Raw genomic sequence first — 25,369 nt, 5'->3', positions numbered from 1 at the left:
GAGAGGACGGCGCAGTCGTTTTTTCATGTTTAAAACATAAATTTTTAAACTTTTTTACGGAGAATATTCCATTACATTGGAAACGTATAGGTAATACAATAATTTTACATTCAATATTTGAAAGCGGTTTCTTTACGGAAAAGCATTCATAAAGGATTTGAGGTGGTTATGAAATGGACGAAGTATTACTACGAATGACGGGGATTGATAAATTTTTCCCAGGTGTTCATGCATTGAATCAATGTCAATTTGAGCTGAAGCATGGGGAAGTTCATGCCTTAGTTGGTGAAAATGGAGCAGGGAAGTCTACCCTGATGAAGATTGCAACAGGGGTGTATTCCAAGGATGCGGGTCAGATGTGGTACAAGGGATCTGAGGTGGAGATTGTCAATACACGCGCTGCACAGGAACTCGGGATCAGTATTATTCATCAGGAACTGAATCTAATGCCGCATCTTACAGTGGCCCAAAATATATTTATTGGCCGTGAGCCGCGGAAGGCACTGAAATGGTTCGTTGATGATCTGGAGTTAAATCGTAAAGTGCAGGAATTGTTTAATCAAATGAATCTAAAGCTGGATCCGAAGAGCTTGGTCTCAGACCTGACGGTCGCTAATCAGCAAATGGTGGAAATCGCCAAAGCCTTGTCCTTCAATGCGGAGGTACTGATCATGGATGAACCAACTGCAGCCCTGACAGATACGGAAATTAACGAATTGTTTCGGATGATCGAGAAATTACGATTAGAAGGTGTAGGGATTATATACATTTCTCACCGCATGGATGAGTTGAAACGGATCACAGACCGCATTACAGTCATGCGGGATGGTTGTTATGTGGATACCATTCGGACGGATTCGGTATCGATTGATCAAATTATCAGCATGATGGTTGGCCGTGAACTGTATCAAACGTCGAAGCCAACGGTTTCGTTGCAGACACAGCAAGTCGTATTAGAGGTTAGAAATCTATCCAGTGGACAGTTGTTAAAAGATATTAGCTTTCATCTGAATAAAGGTGAGATTCTGGGCTTCGCTGGGTTAATGGGCGCTGGACGTACTGAGGTTGTTCGTGCCGTATTTGGGGCTGATCCTATCGATAAGGGTGAGATTAAGCTACATGGAAATACGGTTCGTATAAGACAGCCTCATCAAGCGGTGCAGCATGGCATCGGTTATTTATCTGAAGATCGCAAACGATACGGATTGCTTGTAGATATGGACATTAGCATGAATAATGCAATTGCTTCCTTCTATAAATTCCGTAATGTATTCGGATGGATGAGAGAACGGGAGATGCGAAAGTCCGCGGAGCAGCATGCGGAAGCACTAGCAACTAAGACTCCAAGTGTAAGTCAAAAAGTCAAATTCTTATCCGGTGGCAATCAGCAAAAAGTAGTTATCGGGAAATGGTTAACGAGAGATTGCGATGTGTTGATCTTCGACGAACCAACACGTGGTATTGATGTAGGAGCGAAAAGTGAGATCTATAAGCTGCTTGATCAGCTAGCGAGTGAGGGAAAGGCGATCATTATAGTCTCTTCAGATCTACCAGAAATTCTAAGAATGAGCCATCGCATTATTGTTATGTGTGAAGGACGTATAACTGGTGAACTACTCGCAGAAGAAGCATCGCAAGAAGCGATAATGAAATATGCGACGATGCGTTCATAATCGTTCAAGAGTTTATCGGAGGTGTCAAGGTCATGAAGATCGCAGATAAAGGGATTAGTCAGTCTATTGGCTCTAAGCAAGCCGGGGCGCAATCAGGGTTTAAACAAAAATTGTTAGCATTCGCAAGTTTGATCATACTGGTCATCGTATTTTCAATAGCATCAAGTAACTTTTTTCAATTTTCTAATTTAGTCGGGATCCTCGTCTCTACAGCTGTAATTGGTGTATTAGCACTAGGAGCAACCTTTGTAATTATTACGGGTGGAATCGACCTTGCTTTGGGTACTGTGATGACCTTCTCCTCTGTGATGGTTGGTGTCATCATTACATTCTGGGGTCTACCCGTTCCGCTCGGAATTGTAGGCGGGATTCTAGCTGGTGCACTATGCGGCTTTATAAGTGGCTTAATGGTGGCGAAGATGAATATTCCACCATTCATCGCCACTCTAGCAATCATGATGGTCACTAAAGGATTATCACTTGTTATAACGGGTGCCAAGCCGATTTATTTCAATGATGATCCGATTTTTGCCAAGATTGCAATGGGGAAGATGATCCCAGGCATTCCGAATACCATCATTATCTTCCTATTGCTGGGGGTTATCGCAAGTATCATTTTGTCGAAGACGATTATTGGACGCTATAACTTCGCTCTTGGCAGCAATGAAGAAGCAACTCGCCTATCAGGTGTGAATACGGTCAAATGGAAGATTGTTATCTATACTATCACAGGAATTTTCAGCGGAATTGCTGGTATCTTGATGGCATCACGACTAAATTCAGCCCAGCCGTCACTTGGCACTGGTTATGAACTTGAAGCTATAGCAGCTGTCGTTATTGGAGGCACATCTTTGAGTGGGGGCGTAGGTTCAATTTTAGGTACGATTATTGGTGCGCTGATTATGAGTGTACTGACGAATGGCTTACAAATTATGTCCGTTGCTCAGGAATGGCGGACAGTCATTGTCGGTGTTGTCATCATCATAGCAGTATATGCTGATATTCTTCGCCGACGGAAGCAGTGAACGAGGTATTATCTCCATACGGAGTGATATACAAACAAATGACGAGGGGGAAGATTAAATGAAACAACGTCGAAGAGGGATTATCTTGCTTGCCAGTTTGTTACTGGCTACTACCTTACTAGGTGCTTGTAACAACAGTGATAGCAAAAAAAGTGCTTCCGGTTCAGACAAACCATACATCCCAGTCATTTCAAAAGGCTTCCAGCATCAATTCTGGCAAGCGGTGAAGCAAGGAGCCGAGAAGGCTGCGAAGGAGTTTAATGTTGAGATTACGTTTGAAGGACCAGAAAACGAGAGTCAGGTAGATAAACAAATTGAGATGCTACAGACGGCGCTAGACAAGAAACCGGCAGCCATCGCATTAGCAGCTCTAGACAGCAAAGCAGCGATTCCATATCTGGAAAAGGCAAAGGAAAACAATATTCCAATCATTGGCTTTGACTCCGGTGTAGATAGCGAGATTCCTGTAGCAACAGCAGCGACTGACAATAAAGCGGCAGCAGCTTTGGCAGCTGATAAAATGGCTGAGTTGATCGGCAAGAAGGGTAAAGTAGGTCTAGTCGTACATGATCAAACGAGCAGCACAGGTCAACAGCGTCGTGATGGCTTTTTAGAACAAATGAAAGCGAAATATCCCGATATTGAAGTCTTAGAACCGCAATATGGCGGTGGAGATCAGTTGAAGTCCACGGATCTTGCAAAGGCGATGATGCAGGCAAATCCAGACCTAAAAGGGATCTATGGCTCAAACGAAGGATCTGCAGTAGGTGTGGCTAATGCGGTAAATGAATTGCAAATGGGTGGAAAGATTGTGGTCATCGGATTTGACTCCGGTAAACAGTTAATGGATGCTATTCGAAGTGGTGTTGTGGCCGGCGCTGTTACACAGGATCCCATTGGTATCGGTTATCAAGCGGTGAAGGCAGCTGTGCAGGCGATTAAAGGGGAAACCGTAGAAAAGAATATTGACACCGGGTTTCACTGGTACGATAAGAACAATATAGATTCCGATGAGATCAAACCTCTGCTGTACGAATAGAAGAGATTAATAATAGAGGTTGCCTCAAGAAGGCAACCTCTATTATGCTTATCCCAAAAGGTAAACTTTTACATTATAAGTATTCGATGAATTCATAGCTGAGGAGGTGTTGGATGTATAAGATTATTCTAGTTGATGATGAAGATGAGGTTCGTGAGGGGATTAAACAGAAGATAGCATGGAGTAACCATGGTTTTGAACTTGTTGGAGATTTCGATAACGGCAGAGATGCTCTTGATGCAGTAGAGCGGTATCGACCGGATGTGATTATTACAGATATTTGCATGCCCTTTATGGATGGACTAGGATTGGCCAAAGCTGTAATGGAAAGATACCGGGACATGAAGGTCATTATCGTGACTGGTTATGAAGACTTCGAATACGCCAAGCAGGCTATATCTTTGAAGGTGACTGAATATTTGTTAAAACCGATTAATGCTCGCGAGTTTGCCGAGTATCTATGCAAAATGAAGCAGGATTTAGATGAAGAGCATTTACAAAAGGCCAATATTGCTAAGCTTCGCATGCAATTAAATCAGAGCTTTCCTTTGTTACGCGAACGATTTCTGGAGAAGCTTGTTACTACTCGAATGAGAAATGAAGAGATCGAAAATAAAATGAATTATTTCCATATACAGCTGCGGGGTGCGGTTAACCTTGCAATCGTAATAGATATAGAAATTGAGAATCGGAGCCTGGATATTGCTTCAGAGGCGGAGCTGCTACGCTTTGCCGCTTTTAACATTGTGCAGGAACAACTTGAAAAGGAGCAGGGCGGTGTGGTGTTTCAGACGAGAGATGGTAAACTCGCCGCGATTTTATCAGGGGATTCCGAGGAGATCGAAGTCACAACACAACTTCTTGCGGATCAAGTACAAACCAGCTTGAACAAGTATTTGAAACTGACGGCAACCATCGGCATCGGTAGAAAATATGCTGGCTTGCAGCAAATTCCACACTCCTTTCAGGAAGCGATTTCATCCATAGAATATCGATATCTTTTAGGCATAGATAAGGTTATCTCCATACAGGATCTTGAGTTTGGCAAAGGATTGGATCAAGCACATTTCTCTTCATGGGAAAAAGAATTCATATCCGCGTTGAAGACCGGTAAAGCATCAGCGATCTCGGAGGTCCTCTCAAAGTGGTTTCAGGAGCTAAAGAGCAACAGCTCTTCTATAGAAGATTGCCGCAGTAGCATCTACCAAATGCTCGTTTCTCTAATGAACTATGTAGTCGATATAGGATTCCCAAATACAGAGCTTGTTTCGCATAATATGTTTGCTGAGGTTGCAGCCCTTAAGACTTTAGATGAAGCTAGGAATTATTTGGAGAGAACTTGCCATGAGCTGATACTCAAGCTATCGGAACAAAGAACAACCGTCAGAACCTCTCAGATGAAAGCAGCAGAAGCTTATATTCGGGAGAATTATTGTAATGACAGCTTTTCACTTAATGAGCTGTGCAGCCATATTTTTATGAGCATCAGTTATTTCAGTGCGACTTTTAAACAGCATACTGGAGAGACTTTTATTGAGTATTTGACTCGTCTCCGTTTGGAAAAAGCTAAAGAACTCCTTACCGTCACACAGTTGAAGACTTATGACATCGCTGCTAGAGTTGGCTATGCTGATCCTCAGTACTTTAGTGTGATTTTCAAACGTAATGTTGGGATCACACCGAAGGAATATAGACAGCGACAGAAGGAGAATCTCCTTCTATGAACCCTCATCGCTTCTTCCGAAGTCGAAGTATTCATAATAATATCGCTATTTCTTTTTCCCTTCTTATTCTCTGCACAACTATAGTTCTGAGCTATACCTCATACCGACTCTCCTCAGCTGCCGTCATGGGGAATTCCGTAGCCTATACTTCACAATTAATAGAACAAGTAAAACTGAATATCGAGAATTATATTAGCAACATGGAGAGTATTGCTGCTTTGGTATTAACTAGTAGTGATCTTGAGAGATATGTAAAAGGTTCGAGTTCGGGGCAAGAAGGGAAAGTCAAAGATAAGCAGTTAGCCAGCCAATATCTTCGATCTGTCGTCCAATCCCGCACCGACATTTCTTCTATAGTGTATGCAAGCTCGGAGGGGATAACGGTTTCAGATCGACTGGACGCGGTTTTGAAACCGCTTCCTGAGTTGATTGCTCAAGAGTGGTATCAGCAAGCTTTGAACCAGACGGGAGTGGCTGTCTCCTCTTCACATGTGCAGCACTTATTTCAGGATGAATATCGATGGGTAGTGTCGATCAGTAGAAAGCTATCAGATACCTTTTCAGAAATGGAAGCAGATCGACAGGGTGTGCTGCTTGTAGATCTTAATTACAGCGTTATTAACAATTTGTGCAAACAAATCGAACTGGGAAAACGCGGTTATGTATTCATCGTAGATCCGTCAGGGAGCCTAGTCTATCATCCTCAACAGCAGCTGATCTACTCGCAGCTTAAGTTTGAGCAATTGGAAACCGTTCTTGGGATTAAAAGCGGGTCGGTTACAGTGAACACTGGGAACGAACAGAAGCTGTACACGGTGGATACAACCAGCTTTGGCTGGAAGATTGTAGGGGTGACCTATCCGGATGATCTGGTTGCTAACAAACAGCAGATGCAAGGGACCGCCGCTTTATGGGGAGCTGTAAGTCTCATCTTTGCCATGGCTATATCTGTGCTTCTTTCGTACGCACTAACTAAGCCACTTAAGAATCTAGAAATAAACATGAAAAAAGCTGAACGCGGAGAGTTCGACATTCGTGTGGAAATTGAGAGCCCGAACGAAATTGGCAAGCTCGCCCGAACATTTAATCTGATGATTATGAAGATTAAAGAGTTGATGAGTCAGATTGTGATGGAGCAAGAGATGAAGCGTGTGAGTGAGTTGAAGGCACTACAAGCACAGATTAAGCCCCACTTTTTGTATAATACCCTAGACTCAATCATCTGGATGGCAGAGACCGGAAAGATGGAGGAGGTGGTTGAAATGACCTCATCATTGTCGAAGCTGCTGCGTTCTACAATTGGTGAGGGTGAGGAATTGATCCCGATCGCACGAGAACTAGAACATATTCGGCACTATTTAACGATTCAGAACATGCGCTATCGCAATAAATTCACTTATTCAATAGAGGTGCATGAAGACATTCTTGAATGCAGTATATTGAAATTAGTCCTTCAACCCTTAGTTGAAAACGCGATTTATCATGGGATAAAGCATAATCCTGAACAAGGCCACATCCTGATTAGGTGTAAAAAAGAGCAAAATGATATTACCATTCAGGTTATTGACAATGGTGTCGGCATGAATCCGGAGCAGATGAGCAAGTTACTGCTTCAAAAGGCAGATTACAGGATTGGCAGTGGGGTAGGCGTCGCGAATGTAAACCATCGTATTCAGCTTTACTTCGGTGATCATTACGGTTTGTCTTTTGCAAGTGAAATGGAAGAAGGGACGACGGTCACATTGAGAATTCCTGCGCTCTATGAGGAGGAGAGTCCATGAGTTCACTATGGTCAAAAATAGGTCTGTCTGCGCTACTATTATTCTTCATTGTAGCGCTTGGGTGGGTAGGTTATCGTATGTTTACGAATGAGCTGGATACAAAGGTCAGAACCATTATATACGTTCCTAAGACCATCGACAGTAGTATTGAATTTTGGGAAGTAATGAAACAAGGTGTGGCGACTGCTGCCAAGGAATTCGGTGCAGACATTCATACGGTAGGAACAAATACCGAGCTTGATGTGGATAAGCAAATACAACTACTGGAACAGGCGATTCAGAAGAAGCCTGATGCCATTATTTTGGCTGCTACTGACTATTATCGTCTCGTTCCGATTGCAGAGAAGATTAAGGCTGCCGGAATCACTCTTATTACGGTGGATTCGGGACTGAACGGTGGTGTATCGGAAAGTTTTATTGCCACAGATAATTACGAAGCAGGACGTAAAGCGGCGCAGGAGTTGATTGAAAGTATTCATAGCGACGATCAAGTCGCCATTGTGAATTTTGTACAAGGCTCCGCTACAGCTATCGAGAGGGAGAAAGGGGTTCGGGATGCTTTCTCTCAGAATGGAGTTAATCATGTGTATGATACCCTTTACAGCAACGGATCTTCACAGAGGGCATACCAATTAACTATTGATCTTCTAAAGAATCAGCCACAGCTAAAGGGAATCATTGGCCTCAATGAGCCATCTACATTAGGTGCGGGACTGGCAATTATGGATATGGGCTTGAAATCAAAAGTGAAGCTGGTTGGGTTCGACAATTCTAGTAGTGAGGTTCAATTGCTGGAGAAAGAAATTATGCTGGGGACGGTGATTCAGAAACCTTTTACTATGGGGTACTTGGCAGTGAAAACGGCACTTGAAGTCGTTTCTGGTCACAAAGTACCTCCTGTTATGGATACAGGCTCCGAATTCATTACGAAGGAAAATATGTACACAAGCGAGAATGAGAAGTTAATGTTTCCGTTTATAGAATAAGAAAGTAATAACGCCTTCGGCGTCCCTAAAGGACGGTAAGCGTTTAAGTGAGAAATATAAGGATGAATAGAGTGTGAAACTTATACTTTCTATATTTTAAATAAGGGAGCACCCAAAACCATTATGGCTTAGGGTGCTCCCTTTTATAAAATATATAAGTTGCTTAATATTTCGGCAAAAGATTGCTGCAACGGTGTTAATATATGATCTTTTCTCCACGCCAGAACAAAACCACCGCTCTCAGGCAAAATTCCTGGTAGTGGAGCATAAGAAAGACGACCTAATTCAAGTTCTGCTTCAATGCTAACTCTAGAACAAATTCCTACGCCATCCCCCCCGCTGACTAACTTCTTAAGGGTCTCGGGTGAGTTCAACTCGGATCGGTTCCACAAGCGAAAATGATTTAATTCTGCCCATTGATCCGCAAATCCTCGTAAACAAGAGCCAACCTCATACTGAATCCAAGGCTCAAGCGCGATTTGTTCCGGTGTTAATTTTTCTATAGTTTCGAATGGATGACCAGGTGCAAAAATGAGCACAGGCTCGTCGCGGACAATGAGCTGAAAGTTAAAGGATTCATCATACCAAACAGAAGTGTGTAAAATAGCCATTTGAATTTCTCGGCTTCGGAGTCGTTCCTTTAACAAAGAATCACTTTGGATCGTCATGGAATTATTAATCCCCGGGTATTGTTTCATGAATTGGATTAACGCTTTAGGTAAAATATAAGTTGCAGGAATATAACTTGCTTCCAGCTTTAATGTACCTTGTGAAGGGGAAGCAAACTGTTTAACAGTGCGTTCAGCTTCAGACGTAAGTGAGACAATCTTAAGTGCATATTGATAAAGGGCCCGACCTGCATCTGTGAGCAGTACTCTTCCACTTCGATATAGAAATAAAGGTGTTCCAAATTCATTCTCTAGATTCTTCATATGAAAAGATACTGTGGGTTGTTTAAGGCCTAACTCAGCAGCTACGTCGGTTACTTTCTTATATTTTTCAAGTAGGATAACGATCTTTAATTTCATAATATTCATGACTTTCCTCCGCACAAAGCTTAGTTGAATAACAAATTATATGTCCATTATAGATTAAATCTATACATATATATAGTTTCTATTGGTATTTTTATCGTTGGCTTTACAAAGTTAAGAAGTTTCTCTAACGAACGAGCTCTAGAATAAGAAGAGTCAGAGGGGCCAAGAAGCTCCCGACAACAACATTAACATATGCGTACAATGCAATTTTACAGTAAACAAGCATATGGGGGCCAAAGCTCCACAACACCATGTTAAAGCTTTCGAAGCCAGTTCCGTATGAACTGTATGAGGAAGCCGTGCTAACAAAACATTTAGGAGGAGACAAAACAATGCAATTCAAAAAATCTTGGGTTATGACTTTGGCTTTAACAAGCGTACTGGCACTTTCGGCCTGCGGTAATGGTGGGGCAAACAACACGGGAGGAAACGCTGCAGCTACAAATGAAGGTAGCGGCGCTAAAATAAGTGGTTCGATTCTAGCTTCAGGTTCAACAGCACTACAACCATTGGTTGAGCTGGTAGCCGAGAATTTCATGGATAAAAATGCTGGTGTGGACATTCAGGTTCAAGGCGGCGGTAGTGGTACTGGTCTTACTCAAGTAGCTGAGAAACAAGTAGATATTGGTAACTCTGACGTATTCGCAGAAGAAAAACTAAAAGATGCAGATGCAGAAAAAGCGGCAGCTCTTGTAGATCATCAAGTAGCAGTAGTAGCGATCGCAGCAGTAACTCATCCGGATGCTGGTGTGGACAGCTTGACTAAGCAACAGCTTATCGATATTTTCACAGGAAAAGTTACAAACTTTAAAGAAGTTGGCGGAGCGGATCAAAAAATCCAAATCATCAACCGTCCAGGCAGCTCCGGTACTCGCGCAACCTTTGAAAGCTTTGCACTTGGAACTAAAACTGAAGATATCCCAGGATCGATTCAAGAAGATTCCTCCGGTACTGTTAAGAAAATGATCGGAGAAACTCCAGGGGCTATCGGTTATCTGGCTCTTTCATACCTTGATGATTCAATCAAAACACTTAGCCTTGATGGTGTAGAAGCATCTGTAGACAATGTTATTTCTGGTAAATATCCAGTATGGGCTTACGAGCACATGTACACAAACGGCGAACCAAATGAAACAGTAAAAGCATTCCTTGACTTTTTCTTGACAGACGAAGTACAAACAGGTGAAGTCGTTGAGCTTGGATACATTCCAGCAGTAAAAATGCAAGTTACTCGTGACGTTGCAGGAAATGTTACAGCTAAGTAATTCACTTCTAAGTAATTTGTAAGGATTAGAATCTCAAGTGATTAGAGGCGGATACATCTGCCTCTCTTTTCACTTTAGAAAGAGGGAGCAATTGAGGGTGAAACTAAAGAACTCACGCATCGAGAAACATCATATTGAAGATTTTGTGGGACGTACATATATGTCCTTCTGTGTACTGCTATTGATAACAATCATTGTATCGATGGTATATTTTGTGGCGTCTAAAGGGATTTCAACTTTTACAAGCGGTGATGTTAGCGTTACTGATTTTCTATTCGGAACAAAGTGGTCACCTGAAGCAGATACGCCATCCTTTGGTGCTTTTCCGTTTATCACTGGATCCTTCTTAGTTACTCTACTTGCAGCATTGATTGCTAGTCCACTTAGCCTTTGCGCAGCGCTGTTCATGACTGAGATTGTCCCAGGATGGGGCAAAAAATTGCTTCAGCCCGTAATCGAGCTGTTGGCAGGTATCCCTTCAGTTGTTTATGGTTTCATCGGATTAAGTGTTATTGTACCGTTTCTACGCAACAACCTGCCTGGTCAAGGCATCGGGGTAGCTGCAGGCGCGCTTGTGCTCTCGGTCATGATTCTTCCGACGATTACAAGCGTGGCTGCAGACGCGCTGGCTTCATTGCCGCAAAATTTAAAGGAATCCTCCTATGCGCTTGGTGCCACCAGGTGGCAGACGATCTCTCGAGTGATTATTCCGACAACGTTTCCTGCTATTATGACTGGTATTGTCCTGGGGATGGCACGTGCATTCGGTGAAGCCCTTGCTGTACAGATGGTTATCGGGAATGCGCCATTCGTACCAAAATCACTCTTTGAATCAGCTTCTACCCTGACGAGTGTAATCACGCTTGGAATGGGGAACACAACCATGGGCTCTGCGCACAATAATGCTCTGTGGAGTATGGCACTGGTTCTTATGCTGATGACCTTTGTATTTGTCTTCTTTGTGAGACTGCTTGAAAGGAGAAATAAAATTTGAAGCCGAGAACCGTAAATAAAATTGCCACAAGCCTTATTGTGTTTTTCGCATTGCTCATCGTAGCTATTCTGGTTGGTCTACTAGGATATATCCTCTTTCGAGGTCTTAGTCACATTAGTTGGGATTTTCTATTCTCTGCACCGCAAAAAATTCGAGCAGGTGGAGGAATTGGCCCTCAGCTATTCAACTCCTTATTCCTTTTGGTACTCACGCTAATAATTACAGTACCTCTAGGACTGGGTGCCGGTATTTACATGGCTGAATATGCTCGTCCGGGAAAAATCACCGGCTTTATTCGCTTAATTGTTGAGGTATTATCTTCGTTCCCTTCAATCGTAGTCGGCTTGTTTGGTCTATTGCTGATTGTTAACTATTTTAATCTTGGCTTTTCCTTAATCTCTGGAGCACTGGCATTGACGGTCTTTAATCTACCGCTGATGGTTCGGATTACGGAGCAAGCTTTCCGTAGTGTTCCGAAGCAACAAAAAGAGGCTGGTTTTGCACTAGGATTGTCCAAGTGGAAAATCGTAACCTCCGTGTTGTTCCCAGTAGCATTACCAACGATTATTACGGGTACTATTTTGTCCGCTGGCCGTGTCTTTGGGGAAGCAGCCGCGTTGATGTTCACTGCAGGAATGAGTAGCCCAAGACTAGATTTCACCAACTGGAATCCACTTAGTCCAAACTCACCACTGAATCCTTTCCGTCCAGCTGAAACACTGGCTGTTCATATCTGGAAGGTAAATAGTGAAGGCCTTGCTCCTGATGCCGCGCAAATTGCTGCGGGAGCTTCAGCAGTACTTGTAATTATGGTGTTAATCTTTAACTTGGCAGCACGTTATTTCGGAAGATTTATTTATCGTAAGCTTACAGCTTCAAAAAGAATGAACTAATTCCTAAAAACTAAAGTAGAGATGTAGGAGGAGTAATCGATGGGAACGTCGGCAACAGCAGTGCGTGAATCTTTTCAAACCGAGGACCTGAGTATTTTTTATGGAACATATGAGGCAGTAAAGGGGATTAGTCTTCCTTTTGCTGAAAATACGGTTACTGCACTGATCGGCCCATCCGGCTGCGGTAAATCAACCTTTCTTCGTTCACTGAACCGTATGAATGACGAAATCTCCGGATCAACAACCAAAGGAAGCATCTGGATAGATGGCGTTGATATTAATGCTCCTGGAACAGACGTGATCAAACTGCGTCAGAAGATCGGGATGGTTTGGCAAAAGCCGAATCCGTTCTATAAATCCATTTATGATAACATCGCTTTTGGACCTAAGTACCATGGTGTTAAAGGAAAAAAAGCACTTGATGAGATCGTAGAGAGCAGCCTTCGTAAAGCAGCATTGTGGGATGAAGTGAAGGACCGTTTAAAAGATTCAGCATTAGCTTTGTCCGGTGGACAACAGCAGCGTCTTTGTATTGCAAGAGCGTTGTCAGTTAACCCACAAATTCTACTCTTGGACGAACCAGCCTCCGCACTAGATCCGGTTTCTACTGGTAAAGTTGAGGAGCTCATCAAGGAGTTAAAAGAAGAGCTTCGCATTGTAATTGTGACACACAACATGCAGCAAGCTGCACGGATTTCTGATTATACGGCTTACTTTTATCTTGGATCTCTTGTAGAATACGATAAGACGGATAAAGTCTTTACAAATCCTGAGAATCAAATGACACAAGAATATATCATGGGTCGTTTCGGCTGAAGCCTTTCAACATCGTTCCTTAGGGAACGGTGTTTTTTTGTTTCTATTATTTGCAAAAGGAAGATAGATACTGTATCATTAATGATAATGATTATCATTATTACTATAGGGAGTGGATCTCATGACACAAACTCAACCGACTCAAAAGAATAGCGTAGCTGAAGTAATAAAAGAAAGACGCTCTATTAAGCTTTTAAAAAAGATCCACTGCCACAAGGTCTATTAGAGGAATTGTTAAATGTAGCGGTATGGGCGCCCAATCATGGGGTGCGTGAGCCGTGGAGATTTATTGCTTTTCAAGGTGATGGTACAAAGTTCTTGGCTGAAGCGGCATTTGCTTTCGTGAAACGTGCTTTTTCTGATCCTGAAGTGGCTGCTAAGCGAAAAGAATATATCTCAAATATTCCTTTAACGTTAATTGTGGTGATGCCTGAAGATCCTCGGCAGAGAGAGTGGGATGAGGATTTTGCAGCAGCGTCCGCACTTGTACAGAACTTTCAGCTAGCGGCTTGGGAACAAGGCGTAGGCACGATTTGGAAGACCGATCCTTATATCAATAATCCTGAATTCCGTAACAAAATTGGTGTGAAGCCAGGTGAGAAGATCATTGCTATGATCCATGCCGGATATCCGGAGACTGTGCCAGACAGCCGTCCACGGACGGATGCTTCTGAACTACTGAAGATCATTGATAGCTATCCAGAGAACGATGTAGTGGAATAAGCAGAAGATTTTACGGTATTTGAATAATGAATATTAAAGGAATATATATCCGAAGCATCCGAAGGGATGCTTTTTTTGTTGTATAGAATCTGCCAAAAGAAGGTGGAATAATGGGTTGCGTACCAGAATGGTCGGATAGCAAAATCGCGTTAAATGTCTATAGCAATATATAATGTACATAATGAATGATATTGATTACAATTTGGTTAAGTGGATGAATCTAAATAAGGAGGGAATAGCGTGGGGGAGAACAAGAACATCAAGATGAAACTGGCTCGTATACAAAAAGATCTTTCCCAAGAACAGTTAGCAGAAGTTGTAGGGGTTACAAGACAGACGATAGGCCTGATTGAAGCCGGGAACTACAACCCGACGCTTAAGTTGTGCATAGCTATCTGTAAAGCATTGGATCGATCATTAAACGATATTTTTTGGGAGGATTAAAATTGAGAGGGTCAAGGATTAAAGATGAGCGGATTATCAACGAAATTCAGAAGTTTAGTACGCACGGGTTTATGATTGTGTTTGTGGGCTTTATGGTTAGTCTTTTTGTAAAAGTGTTTATTCTGCAATGGGACATTAAGTATTGGTTGGATACGTTTGTGATTGTGATGGCAGGGTGTTTGTATATTACTGTTCGTTCCGTTAAAGATGGAATATATCTGCTACCAAGTAAAGAAGGCGATGTAAGACGTTATAAGAAGATCAATTTAATTGGGGGAGCTGTCAGTACGTCAATATAGGCCGCTTTAATGTTCCTATCTGATCTTAGAGAAGTCGGGGAATTGGATATGGCTAAAAGTATCATGAGCACTCTTGTGGGTTCCGTTATATTTTTCATTGGGATTACATGGATGCAGTGGTTCATTATCAAAAAATCCAATAAAAATGCGGACAAAAATCTAGATGGTTAGAAGAATGAATAATTCACTCTTGTAAAACTAATATGATTAGTTTATATTTAAGCTAATACCATTAGTTTTGTGGAGGGGTAATGATGAGAGTAACACGTGAAGGTTATTTATTACAGCTGACTTGGATGCCAAGAGTGTTTCCTGTGAATTGTTACATTATTGAGGAAGACAATGAATTGACTTTGATAGATGCGGCAATGCCGTTCAGTGTAAAAGGAATTATAGATACCGCAACGAAGTTAAATAAGAAGATCACTCGTATTATATTAACGCATGCTCATGACGATCATGTAGGTGCACTGGATGAGCTAAAGAAGCAGCTTCCAGAGGCTCAGGTGTACATTTCAGAAAGGGATGCAGCTTTGCTTCGCGGAGATCGTTCACTTCGTGAGGGAGAACCTCAGACCCCTATAAAGGGAGGTGTGCCCAAAAAGGTTACAACAAGACCAGATGTTTTACTCTATGATGGAGATACCATTGGTTCATTAACTGCAATTCTAACGCCTGGTCATACCCCTGGTTCTATGTCTTTCATTGATTCACGAAGCGGCGCTGTTATCGTTGGAGATGCATTTCAGACCTTCCGAGGAACCGCAGTTTCAGGAACCGTAATTCCTTGGTTTCCGTTTCCGGCTATGGCAACCTGGAGTAAGAATCAAGCCTTAAAAAGTGCGATTAAGCTTCTAGAGGCTTCTCCTACAATACTGGCTTCTGGACATGGAGACTTACTTAGAAACCCAGTAGAAACCATGGAGAAAGCTATACACAAAGCACAAATGATTCAAGATAGGAGTAATTAAAATGTCACCTAGAGCAGGATTAGATCGTCGTACACTAGTTATTGCAGCAGCTGAAATCGCTGATCATGAAGGAATAGAGGCCGTAACCTTAGCCGCATTGGCTAAGAAACTAGGTGTTCGTTCTCCGTCTTTATACAATCACATTAACGGGCTACAGGAATTGCGTACACAACTTGCGATTTATGGACTAGGCGAGCTTTCCAATGCAATGAATAAGGCAGCTAACGGCTTTAGTGGAGACGCTGCTGTACAGGCGATGGGGCGAGCGTATGTGGACTTTGCTAGAAGTCGACCTGGATTATACGAGACAACACTGCGAGCCCCTGAACAGACAAATACGGAGCTGGAAAAGGCAAGTGATCATATTTTGAAGCTGATCATTTATGTGATGAAGGATTATCAATTGGGTGAGGAAGGAGAAATTCATGCAGTACGCGGGTTACGAAGCATTCTGCATGGCTTTGCCTCTTTGGAACAAAAAGGCGGTTTTGGAATGGCACTTGATACTAATGTAAGCCTATCTCGGCTGATCAGTAGTTATATTGCTGGGATCGGTAATATGAAGTCTAAATAATAGTACATAGGAGATGATGTAGTGATGTATAAGGGATATGAAAAGGAAAGTGTCATCACTTTTGAGGAAACTGCAGAAATCGTTGCCAAAATTGGGATTTTGCCGCTTGCAACCCTGATTCCTGAGCATCCATCTTTAAACGGATTAACGAAAGCGGAGAATTGGCATACGGGATCAGAGCTAGATCCGTGGTCATGGCGTGTAAGGTTTCCTGGTGAAGGCCTGGCTGGGTATGGAAAGTTTGTTAAGAAAAAAGCTATCTTAGTCTCTAGCGAGTGGTTTCCGGCATTTGTGGCAGCTGTAGGAAGCACTAAATCTATAGAAGAACGTTATAACGATGGTTTGGCAAGCAGAGAAGCAGTGACTTTACTGCAAATTGTCCGTGAACATCAAGGGATTGATACGCGTGTACTTCGTGCTGAGGCTGATATGAAGGCTAAAGAAAAGAAAACGGCATTCGATAATGCGGTTACGGAACTTCAGGCATCGCTGGACATCGTTATTTCAGGTGTAAAAGAACGCCAAAATGCAGAAGGTGAGAAAAATGGCTGGAGCAGTACTTCATTTGAGACCGTAAGCCACTGGATGGAAGATAATGGCGTTTCCTCATTTGAAGGCAATAGAGAAGAGGCAATAGCTTGGCTGCATTCTAAAATGAATGGCATATGGTCGCCTGCAGCAATAGCCTGGACAAACAAAGCATTCTCATGGAAATAAAAACGGTTAACCACTACTCCATGAGAGTGGTTAACCGTAAGCGTTTTCTAATAAAGTCATATCCATCACATTATTGTTCCAACATAGGTGCCAAGTAAGCAATCAGGAAATACAAGAATCCGAATAACAGCATAACATAGGCGGTATATTTGATTGCATTAGATGCAACAATTCTTGAATCCACCGGTGTTTGAATTTCGAGCTGTTCTTCTTCAACGCTGTCAATTTCATTGGATATTGGGTCTCTCAACATGATAATCCCCTCCTTGGAAATTAGATCCTTAACTGTATTGTGACATATTTGTGAACGGAAATCAACAATAGTGTGAACAAATATTGAACTTTTATTCAAATTTGGACTATTTATTTTCTGAATATCTAGTGTGCAATAAAAAACAACCTGCTTTTATCCTCGGAAGAGGAACAAAGCAGGTTGTTTGGTATTTTATTTATCCTATAATCTAAGCGAATAATTTAAGCCCAATCTCCATCACGGAAGATAGGTACGGTTGTTCCATCATCCTTAATGCCATCAATGCTCATTTCAGGTGATCCCATCATAAAATCAACATGTGTATGGCTTTGGTTCATTCCTTTTTCCTGCAATTGATCTTTGGTCATTGTCGTACCCTCTTGAAGGGTAAAGGCATATGCTGCACCTAACGCCAAATGGCAGGAGGCATTCTCATCATACAATGTGGTGTAATATAGAATTCCGCTCTCGGAGATCGGGGAGTGGAAAGGCACCAAAGCGACTTCTCCAAGATAAGCAGAACCTTCATCCAACGCGATAAGGGAAGCAAGCGTTTCTGAACCTTTTTCAGCGGTGAAGTCCGTTACTTTGCCGTTCTCAAAGGTGAGAGTGAAGTTGTCAATAAGATTCCCCCCGTAGCTAAGCGGCTTAGTGCTGCTTACCTTACCATTCACACCGGACTTCAGAGGGGCAGTAAACACTTCTTCAGTTGGGATATTGGCGAGGAAAGGTACTCCTTTGCCATTGACAGCTCCAGCTTGACACCAAATATGCCCTTCTGGAAGCTCAATCGTCAAATCGGTTCCATGTCCTGTATAGTGCAGCTTGCGGAACTTATTATCATTCAAGGTAGTACAGCGTGCTTTCAGACCATCTAAATGTTGACTCCATGCTTGTATAGGGTCAGCTTGATCTGCACGTGTAGCTTTAAAGATAGCATCCCATAGTAAATCAATCTGCTGATCAGATGATGCTTCAGGGAATACCTTTGCCGCCCACGAGGCTGACGGGAATGCTACAATACTCCAGCTTACGTGATTCCCCATTAACAACTCTCGATATGGAGCTAATGTCTGTCCAGAGATCCGCTGATTATCCGCAATTCTTCCTGACTCTACACCGCTCAATAGATCTGGATTCGTTGAAGTTACCGATAGAAATGCTGCACCCTTTTTAGCCAAATCTTCCAATTCATCTGCTTGCCATTGTGGCGGTTCCAAAAAGGAATCAGATGGAGCGAGGTCATAACGGGTACGTGTGACAACCTCATCACTATAATTAACCTTGACGAGCTTCGCTCCCGCTTCATAAGCTTTACGTACTACAAGACGCACTAGTTCTGCGGAAACGATGTCGGCATTTACAACAAGGGTCTGCCCAGGTTGGATATTAACCCCGATCTTCACTGCCAGCAAAGCATAATTTTCCAGTTTTTGCTTGAAATCCAACATAGTTTCAACTCCTCCCAATATCTCTAGTCTTTATTTCATATTTGCAATAATTAGAACGCCCAGTTTCCATTTAGGAATACAGGTTCTTCGGTTCCATCAGCAGAGATACCATAAATGTTCATCTCCGCTGAACCGATCATGAAATCCACATGGGTCACGCTGTTATTCAATCCATGTGCAATCAGTTCATCTGGATTCATATCTTTACCACCTTCTAAGCAGAAAGCATAAGCCATACCTATAGCTAGGTGATTAGATGCATTCTCATCAAACAAAGTATTGTAATAAAGAATATTGGACTCAGAGATAGGGGACTTATGAGGAACTAATGCAACTTCACCGAGGTATTTTGCTCCTTCATCCATACTAATGAGGTGTTCTAGTGCTTCTTGACCTTGCTCTACACTAACACTTACAATACGTCCGTTCTCAAAAGTAATAGAGAATCCATCGATGATATTGCCTCCATGGCTAAGAGGTTTTGTGCTTCGTACGGTACCATTCACACCAGTCTTTAGAGGAGCCGTAAATACTTCTTCAGTAGGCATATTGGCTACAAAAGAATGACCTTTAGCATTAATGCTGTCTCCTTGTGCCCAAATATGACCTTCCGGAAGCTCAATGCTTAGGTCCGTACCAGGCGCTATGTAATGCAGCTTTTTATATTTTTTTGCGTTGAGTACATTTGCTTTCTGATCTAAGGTGTCGAGATGTTCTTGCCATGCAGCTACTGGATCTTCTCGATCAAGGCGTACGGTGTGGAAAATAGCTTCCCAAAGCTTACTTACACGTTCTTCAGCTGGAACATCCGGGAATACTTTATCCGCCCAAGCCTGACAAGGTACTGCAACAATACTCCAGCTAACTTTGTCGGACATTTGCATTTCACGATATTTGGTGAGTGCGGCTCCCCGTACTTTTTGATAATTGGAAATACGTACAGGATCAATGCCTTTAAGTGCATCAGGATCTTCCGCGATCACGTTAAGAATAGCCGCACCCTTCTCGGCGAGTTCGGTCATTTCACCTGCGTACCAAGTAGGAGGCTCAGTGAACACTTCTGGTGCAGCATGTTCAAACTGCTGGCGTGTAATGCTCGCATCACTCCAGTTCACCTTCACTAAGCTTGCTCCAATCGCATATGCCTTAGCGGTAATCATACGAACGAAATCAGCTGCAAGAATCGGCGCATTCACCACCAGAATTTGCCCTGGTTGAACGTTAACCCCAATTTGCACAGCTAGATCTGCATATTTACTAAGCTTTGCTTCGAAATCAGTCATCGATATTTCCTCCATTTGCTAATAGTTTGGTACTTTACAAGTATTGTACTAAATTATTAACCGCCGGATGAAAAAAGTCAATTACATGGGATTTACAGTGTAAATTGAGGAATTACATTCATTTCAATGCTATACTGAGAGAGGAAATGATTTGATGAAAGGAAGGACGATTAGCGGATGAATTTAGAGATTGTAAGTGCTGAAATGAGCCGTAAAGAGGATAAAAGCTATGTAGGGAGGACGATATTCACTCTCGAAAACCATAAGGCTCCATATGAAATTACTTTTTTCAGTACAAGAGGAACGGAATGGGATTACAGCCTAAGCTTTGCAGGTGAGCCTGGAAGCGAAGAGCAGTTCTTAGAAACTGACGCGCTACTTGAAAATGATGACGATGTATACAATCAGTTGCTTGATGCCGCTCTAGATAAACAAGAGATCGTTGAAGAGTAAAACATACAAGTGTTAATTGATTACCAGCGGCAATATTCATAGCCGCTGGTTACATCTCGCCTTATCCGATGGTAATCTTACCTTCAGGATAGCGGTAAAGTTCCTTACTACCCTTAGGTTTGAGTGCATAAGCTAGAGTAAGTGGACCTGTCCGACCCAGAAACATTAGAATAATAATGAGTACTTTACCCGCAGTAGTCAGTTCTGGTGTAAGACCCATGGAGAGACCAGAAGTCCCGAATGCGGATACGGATTCAAAGAGTACAGCAAGAAAGTCAGCCTCCTCTGTTACGGATAACAACATCGTAGCGATGACTACTAACATAAGAGACATTAATGTCATCGTCACGGCTCTATAGACATTTTCTTTAGCGATCCGATGACGAAACATTACAATATCCTCTTTACCCCTTAATCTTGCAGAAACCGCAGCCACTAGAACAGCGAACGTAGTAATCTTAATTCCCCCACCAGTAGATCCAGGCGCAGCCCCTATGAACATTAGCAGTATCATTAGAAATTGTGTTGATTCCCGCATAAGTGGAATTTCAATCGTAGTGACGCCACCTGAACGTGGTGTTATCGCTTGTAAAAATGTAGCCATCGTCTTTCCACCCGCACTCAAGGGCTTCAGCGTAGAATTAAATTCTAGTAAGAAGAATAGAGCTGCTCCAAAGACAATCAAAATCACAGAGGTCGAAAGAACAACCTTCGAATGTAGAGTAAGTCTTTTGCGTTTTGGAAAGTCAAAAACATCAGATAGTACGATAAAACCGACCCCTCCAAGGAAGATAAGGATCATTGAGGTGAAATTCACAATAGGATCATTTACAAATCGTGTAAGTCCACTAAAGGGCCCATGGATGTCACCAAATAGATCAAAGCCTGCATTATTAAAGATAGATATACTGTGAAATATTCCATAATATACAGCTTTCCCGAAAGGCATATCCATCATAAACCTACCGGCAAACACAATGGCACCTGTGAGCTGAATAACAAGGGAATAGATCAGGACTCTACGGATTAACTGGACGATACCCTGCATCGAATTCTGGTTCATAGATTCTTGCATAAGAATTCGCTCTTTAAAGGATATTCGTTTATTAAGGACCAAAGTAATCAAAGTGGCCATCGTAATAAAACCCAATCCCCCAAACTGAAATAATACGAGTAGAACAACCTGTCCAAAAGTAGTCAGTTGTGTGCCCGTATCAATGACTGCCAGACCTGTAACACAGGTTGCCGATGTTGCCATAAATAATGCATCAATAAAAGAAATATGCCCTTCTACTGAGGAGACCGGCAGGTTAAGTAAAAAAGTTCCGGCAGTGATAAGTATTACAAACCCTAGTGATAAGACTTTAGGTGGAGTTAATTTCAACCCACCGAAGTTCAGATTAGCCAATTCAATTCTCCTGTCATACGTGAAATTAGAGTAGTGCTCACAAAATTATAACATAACTTGCCAGACCTTCCCTAAGCGGAGGGAGGTAATTGACATATTTTATCGAATTATTCTAGAATAACACCCTATTCTGCAACTTTAAAGAGGAGGCTTTCTTAATGGCGGTAAGTCCGATTCTGAATCAGATTGGTGCAGTTTTTATTCCGGTAAAGGATATTGAAAAATCCAAAGAATGGTATTGCCAATTACTTGGTTTGCCTTTGGATGGAGAAGTATTATTCGGGCACTTATACGTGATCCCTATGCAGGGACCAGAAATCGTATTGGACAGCAAAATTTACACTTCTGAATCCGTTCTTAATATTCCCTCTTTTCATCTAAATACTGAAGATATTGATGCAGCTTATGATTATGTGAAAGCTAATGGCGGAGAGATTCTTACGGATATTGAGCATGACCATTGGTTTAATTTTAAAGATCCTAATGGTAATGTGATCATGGTCTGTCGTTGTTAAGAATGATTAAGAAAGGAAGAAACAAATGATTAGAGAAGCTATTCCTGAAGACGCATTGTATATTGAAGAGCTATATCGAATGTTGTTGCCTGAGCAGACAGCTATACAAGTGTCTCCGGAAAGACTGAAGCGGATCGCTGAGAATACGGATAGTTTTCTTTATGTGTACGAAGAAGAAGGTGCTATTGTTGGAACACTTCATCTTCATTTATGTATGGATGCATTATGTGACGATCGACCCTTTGCTGTCATTGAAAGAGTCATCACTGCACAAGAGGTGAGAGGGAAAGGATACGGAGCACAATTAATGAGATACGCTGAGCACCTAGCCACCTCTAGGGGCGCTCTTAAGATCATGCTATCGAGTGCCGTCAGAAGGGAGGATGCACATCAATTTTACGAACATCTTGGATATAATAGCAGCTCCAGTAAGCTGTTCAAAAAGTACTTATAGCTATTTATGATTGGAAGTGATGTTATGATGGTTACACTTAAAGCACTGATTCCAGAGGATGCAGAAGAATTACTTCGTTTACAGCATCAGTTGGATCAGGAATCCAAATTTATGTTATTAGAGCCGGATGAACGACAATCCAGTCTTAATCAGGTCAAAGAGATGATCGAAAGCTGTAATGGGTTTGAAATCGAAGGGACGAAGCGGAAATCTCTTATTGTCGATGGCCAGTGGGTAAATGAATACTACATGAGTATGATCTTAATAAAAGAAAAAAGGATAGAGGATCAGATTTAATCTGAAGACTCTATCCTTTTTTTTATAATTAATAGCTTATGAATTCTCAAGCTCTGACGATTCAGTATCACCTGTGGTCTCAATGATGACCTCAACCTTGCGTACACGGTATCTGTTCATCTCACGAATGATTAAGGTTACGTGGTCATGGACAATACTTTTGCCAACGGCAGGATCTGGGATATGGCTGTATAGCCAGCCTCCAATCGTGGTCACTTCCTCATCTTCGAAATCAAGACCGGTAAGCTCCTTGACCTCAATTAGAGATACCTTACCATCGAACAGATAATTTGTATCGCTTAATTTTTCAACGTTTCTGCGTTCATCAGCGTCAAATTCATCTCGAATTTCACCAACGATTTCTTCCAAAATATCTTCAATCGTGATGAGTCCAGACGTTCCGCCATATTCATCAAGCAGCAGGGCGATATGCACCCGCTCCAATTGCATACGTGTTAAAAGGTTCTTAACAGGTGTTACCTCAGATACGGTCAGGACAGGCTGGATCAAGCTTTTGAAATCAAAATCAGGATTGTTATCATATTGCAAATAAAGCTGTTTTGTATTGATCATTCCGATGATATTATCCTTGCTACCCTCTGCAACCGGGAAACGAGTATATTGTTCCTTGCGGATAATCTCGAAATTTTCTTTCAATGAATGATTGGTGAAAAGACATACCATATCGGTTCGTGGAACCATGATTTCTTTAGCCAACATCTCATCAAAAGTAAAGATACGGTTTACATAGCCATATTCAGCTTTATTGATTTTTCCACTTTCATAGCTCTCGGACAAGATCAAACGAATCTCGTCTTCACTATGTGCGTCTCCATGCTCACTGGCAGGCTTCATCCCGAAAAGGCGAACAAGCAAATTTGCGGAACCGTTCATAAACCAAATGAGTGGGTACAAAATTCTGTAGAACCAAATAATCAGCGGTGATGTAATTTGACCAATTCTTTCCGGAATGTTTATAGCTACCGTCTTCGGAGCAAGTTCACCGACAACGACGTGTAGGAATGTTGCAATAATGAATGCAAATGCAAATGCAAGAGGGTGACTCACACTTGAACTAATGTTAGCCCAGTCGAATACCGGAAGGAGCAGTTGCTCAAATGCCGGTTCTGCTAGTGCACCAATACCCAGAGCAGTGATCGTAATCCCGAGCTGACACGCGGATAAGTATCCGTCAAGATTAGCGGAAACCCGTTGTACAGCTAACGCATTCTTCTTTCCATCGATCACCATTTGACTGATCTGGCTACCTCTAAGTCTCACCAATGCAAATTCCGTTGCTACAAAAAAAGCGGTTAAAATAATCAAAATAGCCACCAACGTCAAACTAAGTCCTATACCCATATAATCTTTACCATCCCTTTCGTTCCTAAAATAGGTTATACTCATATTATGAGTTCTTATGAACTATTCTACGAACTTTTCAGAGAAATATCAAATGGTGGAGGGAAACAGATATGGAATCATTTGCATTGACTCGTGTGGAGATGTCCAGTCTTCTGCTCTCATTGACCGGATTATCAGACCGGAAACCGCTGAATATCCTCCAAGAGGCATGGACTAAATTTCATCTTGATGAAATAGAAAAGGGGACTTCGTTACCCGCTTTTTTATCTACAGATGTTCCACCCATTTTACAAAAGATCATTAAGGGCGATAATGTTAAAGGCTTTTCACTCGGTGAAATTGCTACATTAGGCCATCTTATAGAGTATTCCACGTTGACTGTGACAACTATGCAGAACTGGGTAAAGCGTGACTTTAAGGAGTATCTCGGTTCTCCAAGAGAAGGAAAGAAATATTCAGTGAATCAGGCGGCTCTTCTGTTTATGATCGATGATCTCAAATCTGCCCTTAATTTTGAAAGCATCCGTCAGCTATTCCGATTAATGTTCTTAAAGCCAGATCGAGACGATGATGATCTCATAGAACCGGCAAAACTGTATTATGCATATGCTGGGCTTTTTGAGGAGATCAAGAGTAATCCGACTATACAAACGCAATGCAAGGTAGATCAACAGTTGCATAAAGAGTTTTCATGGAAAGAGGATTCCCTGCTTAGAAATTCCACAGATCGTGTAATCAATCGTCTGACGCATCTAACTAGATCTCAGAGAGAATCTGTCCGCAATATACTGCTGATAGCTACGATTGCTGTTCAGACCTGTTATTTTCAGTCGCTTGCCAGACAATATTTTAATGCTGCTTTATTTCTTGATTTTTGAACGCTACAATTTTAAAATGTATAAGTGAAACAATCAAAAGTAGTTTTATTA

28 protein-coding genes are annotated in these 25,369 nt (G+C 42.0%); 22 read left to right on the top strand and 6 right to left on the bottom strand.

Translation table 11 applies throughout. The features are described 5' to 3' along the window. Window positions 1–173 precede the first annotated feature (173 nt). The 6 genes from NSU15_RS16095 to NSU15_RS16070 all read left to right on the top strand — a co-directional run bounded on the left by NSU15_RS16095 (window position 174) and on the right by NSU15_RS16070 (window position 8,228). Window positions 174–1,673, top strand: a complete 1,500-nt coding sequence (locus tag NSU15_RS16095; RefSeq protein ID WP_339286713.1) for a sugar ABC transporter ATP-binding protein — start codon at window positions 174–176, stop codon at window positions 1,671–1,673. A 32-nt stretch (window positions 1,674–1,705) separates the two neighbouring features. After that, window positions 1,706–2,698, top strand: coding sequence for an ABC transporter permease (locus tag NSU15_RS16090; RefSeq protein ID WP_042128147.1), 993 nt, complete (start codon window positions 1,706–1,708; stop codon window positions 2,696–2,698). A 58-nt stretch (window positions 2,699–2,756) separates the two neighbouring features. Next, a complete protein-coding gene (locus tag NSU15_RS16085) occupies window positions 2,757–3,737 on the top strand; it encodes an ABC transporter substrate-binding protein (RefSeq protein WP_339286712.1) in 981 nt (326 codons plus the stop codon). 113 nt (window positions 3,738–3,850) lie between these two features. Then, the gene (locus tag NSU15_RS16080; RefSeq protein ID WP_339286711.1) at window positions 3,851–5,461 is read left to right on the top strand and encodes a response regulator; all 1,611 of its coding nucleotides are present in this window, start codon (window positions 3,851–3,853) and stop codon (window positions 5,459–5,461) included. Beyond that, on the top strand, window positions 5,458–7,242 hold the full coding sequence (locus NSU15_RS16075; protein ID WP_339286710.1) for a sensor histidine kinase: 1,785 nt from the start codon (window positions 5,458–5,460) through the stop codon (window positions 7,240–7,242). The genes NSU15_RS16080 and NSU15_RS16075 overlap by 4 nt, the downstream gene beginning before the upstream one ends. After that, window positions 7,239–8,228 (top strand): substrate-binding domain-containing protein, encoded by a 990-nt coding sequence (locus NSU15_RS16070; RefSeq protein WP_339286709.1) that lies wholly within the window; start codon window positions 7,239–7,241, stop codon window positions 8,226–8,228. Before NSU15_RS16075 ends, NSU15_RS16070 begins: the two co-directional genes overlap by 4 nt. Before the next feature lie 143 nt (window positions 8,229–8,371). Here NSU15_RS16070 and NSU15_RS16065 read toward each other — a convergent pair whose 3' ends face one another. Further along, the gene (locus NSU15_RS16065) at window positions 8,372–9,265 is read right to left on the bottom strand and encodes a LysR family transcriptional regulator (protein WP_339286707.1); all 894 of its coding nucleotides are present in this window, start codon (window positions 9,263–9,265) and stop codon (window positions 8,372–8,374) included. A gap of 332 nt (window positions 9,266–9,597) precedes the next feature. On the opposite strand from NSU15_RS16065, the gene NSU15_RS16060 reads away from it, so the two are divergent. The 11 genes from NSU15_RS16060 to NSU15_RS16010 all read left to right on the top strand — a co-directional run bounded on the left by NSU15_RS16060 (window position 9,598) and on the right by NSU15_RS16010 (window position 16,961). Further along, window positions 9,598–10,530 carry a phosphate ABC transporter substrate-binding protein gene (locus tag NSU15_RS16060; RefSeq protein WP_042132223.1) on the top strand — a complete coding sequence of 311 codons (933 nt, stop codon included), beginning with the start codon at window positions 9,598–9,600 and terminating at the stop codon, window positions 10,528–10,530. A 91-nt stretch (window positions 10,531–10,621) separates the two neighbouring features. Beyond that, entirely contained in the window at window positions 10,622–11,524 is a 903-nt protein-coding gene (pstC, locus tag NSU15_RS16055) for a phosphate ABC transporter permease subunit PstC (protein ID WP_042128137.1), read from the top strand. Further along, window positions 11,521–12,417: a phosphate ABC transporter permease PstA gene (pstA, locus tag NSU15_RS16050; RefSeq protein ID WP_042128135.1), complete on the top strand. Its 897-nt coding sequence runs from the start codon at window positions 11,521–11,523 to the stop codon at window positions 12,415–12,417. The genes pstC and pstA overlap by 4 nt, the downstream gene beginning before the upstream one ends. A gap of 39 nt (window positions 12,418–12,456) precedes the next feature. Continuing rightward, window positions 12,457–13,233 carry a phosphate ABC transporter ATP-binding protein PstB gene (gene pstB, locus NSU15_RS16045; protein ID WP_042128132.1) on the top strand — a complete coding sequence of 259 codons (777 nt, stop codon included), beginning with the start codon at window positions 12,457–12,459 and terminating at the stop codon, window positions 13,231–13,233. A 231-nt stretch (window positions 13,234–13,464) separates the two neighbouring features. Next, window positions 13,465–13,956, top strand: a complete 492-nt coding sequence (locus tag NSU15_RS16040; protein ID WP_339286705.1) for a nitroreductase — start codon at window positions 13,465–13,467, stop codon at window positions 13,954–13,956. A 264-nt stretch (window positions 13,957–14,220) separates the two neighbouring features. Then, a complete protein-coding gene (locus tag NSU15_RS16035; protein WP_060623790.1) occupies window positions 14,221–14,400 on the top strand; it encodes a helix-turn-helix transcriptional regulator in 180 nt (59 codons plus the stop codon). A 2-nt stretch (window positions 14,401–14,402) separates the two neighbouring features. Further along, on the top strand, window positions 14,403–14,699 hold the full coding sequence (locus tag NSU15_RS16030; RefSeq protein ID WP_076120522.1) for a DUF6773 family protein: 297 nt from the start codon (window positions 14,403–14,405) through the stop codon (window positions 14,697–14,699). Between the two features lie 48 nt (window positions 14,700–14,747). Then, a complete protein-coding gene (locus NSU15_RS16025) occupies window positions 14,748–14,870 on the top strand; it encodes a hypothetical protein (protein WP_339286703.1) in 123 nt (40 codons plus the stop codon). Window positions 14,871–14,953: 83 nt separating this feature from the next. Further along, complete coding sequence (locus tag NSU15_RS16020) at window positions 14,954–15,670, top strand: MBL fold metallo-hydrolase (protein WP_076120523.1); 717 nt, start codon at window positions 14,954–14,956, stop codon at window positions 15,668–15,670. A 1-nt stretch (window position 15,671) separates the two neighbouring features. Then, window positions 15,672–16,244 (top strand): TetR/AcrR family transcriptional regulator, encoded by a 573-nt coding sequence (locus NSU15_RS16015; RefSeq protein WP_076120524.1) that lies wholly within the window; start codon window positions 15,672–15,674, stop codon window positions 16,242–16,244. Window positions 16,245–16,268: 24 nt separating this feature from the next. Then, window positions 16,269–16,961, top strand: a complete 693-nt coding sequence (locus NSU15_RS16010; protein ID WP_076120525.1) for a hypothetical protein — start codon at window positions 16,269–16,271, stop codon at window positions 16,959–16,961. A 70-nt stretch (window positions 16,962–17,031) separates the two neighbouring features. Here the strand turns inward: NSU15_RS16010 and NSU15_RS16005 are convergent, their stop codons facing one another. The 3 genes from NSU15_RS16005 to NSU15_RS15995 all read right to left on the bottom strand — a co-directional run bounded on the left by NSU15_RS16005 (window position 17,032) and on the right by NSU15_RS15995 (window position 19,948). Further along, window positions 17,032–17,214 carry a hypothetical protein gene (locus NSU15_RS16005; protein ID WP_339286701.1) on the bottom strand — a complete coding sequence of 61 codons (183 nt, stop codon included), beginning with the start codon at window positions 17,212–17,214 and terminating at the stop codon, window positions 17,032–17,034. Between the two features lie 221 nt (window positions 17,215–17,435). Then, a complete protein-coding gene (locus NSU15_RS16000; protein ID WP_339286699.1) occupies window positions 17,436–18,665 on the bottom strand; it encodes an aminopeptidase in 1,230 nt (409 codons plus the stop codon). A 50-nt stretch (window positions 18,666–18,715) separates the two neighbouring features. Beyond that, window positions 18,716–19,948 carry an aminopeptidase gene (locus tag NSU15_RS15995; RefSeq protein WP_339286697.1) on the bottom strand — a complete coding sequence of 411 codons (1,233 nt, stop codon included), beginning with the start codon at window positions 19,946–19,948 and terminating at the stop codon, window positions 18,716–18,718. A gap of 177 nt (window positions 19,949–20,125) precedes the next feature. Here NSU15_RS15995 and NSU15_RS15990 point away from each other — a divergent pair, with 177 nt between their 5' ends. Further along, window positions 20,126–20,401, top strand: a complete 276-nt coding sequence (locus NSU15_RS15990; protein ID WP_042188584.1) for a hypothetical protein — start codon at window positions 20,126–20,128, stop codon at window positions 20,399–20,401. Window positions 20,402–20,462: 61 nt separating this feature from the next. Here the strand turns inward: NSU15_RS15990 and NSU15_RS15985 are convergent, their stop codons facing one another. After that, window positions 20,463–21,809 (bottom strand): TrkH family potassium uptake protein, encoded by a 1,347-nt coding sequence (locus tag NSU15_RS15985; protein ID WP_339286695.1) that lies wholly within the window; start codon window positions 21,807–21,809, stop codon window positions 20,463–20,465. 158 nt (window positions 21,810–21,967) lie between these two features. Between NSU15_RS15985 and NSU15_RS15980 the strand changes: the two genes are divergently transcribed. Genes NSU15_RS15980 through NSU15_RS15970 form a run of 3 tightly spaced genes read left to right on the top strand, consistent with a single transcriptional unit; the run spans window position 21,968 to window position 23,075 of the window. Beyond that, window positions 21,968–22,324: a VOC family protein gene (locus tag NSU15_RS15980; protein WP_339286693.1), complete on the top strand. Its 357-nt coding sequence runs from the start codon at window positions 21,968–21,970 to the stop codon at window positions 22,322–22,324. A gap of 25 nt (window positions 22,325–22,349) precedes the next feature. After that, on the top strand, window positions 22,350–22,778 hold the full coding sequence (locus NSU15_RS15975; RefSeq protein WP_339286692.1) for a GNAT family N-acetyltransferase: 429 nt from the start codon (window positions 22,350–22,352) through the stop codon (window positions 22,776–22,778). Window positions 22,779–22,784: 6 nt separating this feature from the next. Next, entirely contained in the window at window positions 22,785–23,075 is a 291-nt protein-coding gene (locus NSU15_RS15970; protein ID WP_339286690.1) for a hypothetical protein, read from the top strand. A 36-nt stretch (window positions 23,076–23,111) separates the two neighbouring features. Here the strand turns inward: NSU15_RS15970 and NSU15_RS15965 are convergent, their stop codons facing one another. Continuing rightward, a complete protein-coding gene (locus NSU15_RS15965) occupies window positions 23,112–24,437 on the bottom strand; it encodes a hemolysin family protein (protein WP_339286688.1) in 1,326 nt (441 codons plus the stop codon). 113 nt (window positions 24,438–24,550) lie between these two features. On the opposite strand from NSU15_RS15965, the gene NSU15_RS15960 reads away from it, so the two are divergent. Then, complete coding sequence (locus NSU15_RS15960) at window positions 24,551–25,318, top strand: DUF1836 domain-containing protein (protein WP_076120529.1); 768 nt, start codon at window positions 24,551–24,553, stop codon at window positions 25,316–25,318. Window positions 25,319–25,369 lie beyond the last annotated feature (51 nt).

This window comes from Paenibacillus sp. FSL E2-0201 (assembly GCF_037963325.1).
In the GTDB taxonomy this organism is placed as follows: Bacteria; Bacillota; Bacilli; order Paenibacillales; family Paenibacillaceae; genus Paenibacillus_AQ.
This window is presented reverse-complemented; position numbering and strand designations above follow the sequence as displayed.

What these genes read in the sequence shown, in the direction of transcription:
- NSU15_RS16095 (WP_339286713.1), top strand. Translation starts at nt 174, where the DNA reads ATGGACGAAGTATTACTACGAATGACGGGGATTGATAAATTTTTCCCA.
- NSU15_RS16090 (WP_042128147.1), top strand. Translation starts at nt 1,706, where the DNA reads ATGAAGATCGCAGATAAAGGGATTAGTCAGTCTATTGGCTCTAAGCAA.
- NSU15_RS16085 (WP_339286712.1), top strand. Translation starts at nt 2,757, where the DNA reads ATGAAACAACGTCGAAGAGGGATTATCTTGCTTGCCAGTTTGTTACTG.
- NSU15_RS16080 (WP_339286711.1), top strand. Translation starts at nt 3,851, where the DNA reads ATGTATAAGATTATTCTAGTTGATGATGAAGATGAGGTTCGTGAGGGG.
- NSU15_RS16075 (WP_339286710.1), top strand. Translation starts at nt 5,458, where the DNA reads ATGAACCCTCATCGCTTCTTCCGAAGTCGAAGTATTCATAATAATATC.
- NSU15_RS16070 (WP_339286709.1), top strand. Translation starts at nt 7,239, where the DNA reads ATGAGTTCACTATGGTCAAAAATAGGTCTGTCTGCGCTACTATTATTC.
- NSU15_RS16065 (WP_339286707.1), bottom strand. Translation starts at nt 9,265, where the DNA reads ATGAATATTATGAAATTAAAGATCGTTATCCTACTTGAAAAATATAAG.
- NSU15_RS16060 (WP_042132223.1), top strand. Translation starts at nt 9,598, where the DNA reads ATGCAATTCAAAAAATCTTGGGTTATGACTTTGGCTTTAACAAGCGTA.
- pstB (WP_042128132.1), top strand. Translation starts at nt 12,457, where the DNA reads ATGGGAACGTCGGCAACAGCAGTGCGTGAATCTTTTCAAACCGAGGAC.
- NSU15_RS16035 (WP_060623790.1), top strand. Translation starts at nt 14,221, where the DNA reads ATGAAACTGGCTCGTATACAAAAAGATCTTTCCCAAGAACAGTTAGCA.
- NSU15_RS16025 (WP_339286703.1), top strand. Translation starts at nt 14,748, where the DNA reads ATGGCTAAAAGTATCATGAGCACTCTTGTGGGTTCCGTTATATTTTTC.
- NSU15_RS16020 (WP_076120523.1), top strand. Translation starts at nt 14,954, where the DNA reads ATGAGAGTAACACGTGAAGGTTATTTATTACAGCTGACTTGGATGCCA.
- NSU15_RS16015 (WP_076120524.1), top strand. Translation starts at nt 15,672, where the DNA reads ATGTCACCTAGAGCAGGATTAGATCGTCGTACACTAGTTATTGCAGCA.
- NSU15_RS16010 (WP_076120525.1), top strand. Translation starts at nt 16,269, where the DNA reads ATGTATAAGGGATATGAAAAGGAAAGTGTCATCACTTTTGAGGAAACT.
- NSU15_RS16005 (WP_339286701.1), bottom strand. Translation starts at nt 17,214, where the DNA reads ATGTTGAGAGACCCAATATCCAATGAAATTGACAGCGTTGAAGAAGAA.
- NSU15_RS16000 (WP_339286699.1), bottom strand. Translation starts at nt 18,665, where the DNA reads ATGTTGGATTTCAAGCAAAAACTGGAAAATTATGCTTTGCTGGCAGTG.
- NSU15_RS15995 (WP_339286697.1), bottom strand. Translation starts at nt 19,948, where the DNA reads ATGACTGATTTCGAAGCAAAGCTTAGTAAATATGCAGATCTAGCTGTG.
- NSU15_RS15990 (WP_042188584.1), top strand. Translation starts at nt 20,126, where the DNA reads ATGAATTTAGAGATTGTAAGTGCTGAAATGAGCCGTAAAGAGGATAAA.
- NSU15_RS15980 (WP_339286693.1), top strand. Translation starts at nt 21,968, where the DNA reads ATGGCGGTAAGTCCGATTCTGAATCAGATTGGTGCAGTTTTTATTCCG.
- NSU15_RS15975 (WP_339286692.1), top strand. Translation starts at nt 22,350, where the DNA reads ATGATTAGAGAAGCTATTCCTGAAGACGCATTGTATATTGAAGAGCTA.
- NSU15_RS15970 (WP_339286690.1), top strand. Translation starts at nt 22,785, where the DNA reads ATGATTGGAAGTGATGTTATGATGGTTACACTTAAAGCACTGATTCCA.
- NSU15_RS15965 (WP_339286688.1), bottom strand. Translation starts at nt 24,437, where the DNA reads ATGGGTATAGGACTTAGTTTGACGTTGGTGGCTATTTTGATTATTTTA.
- NSU15_RS15960 (WP_076120529.1), top strand. Translation starts at nt 24,551, where the DNA reads ATGGAATCATTTGCATTGACTCGTGTGGAGATGTCCAGTCTTCTGCTC.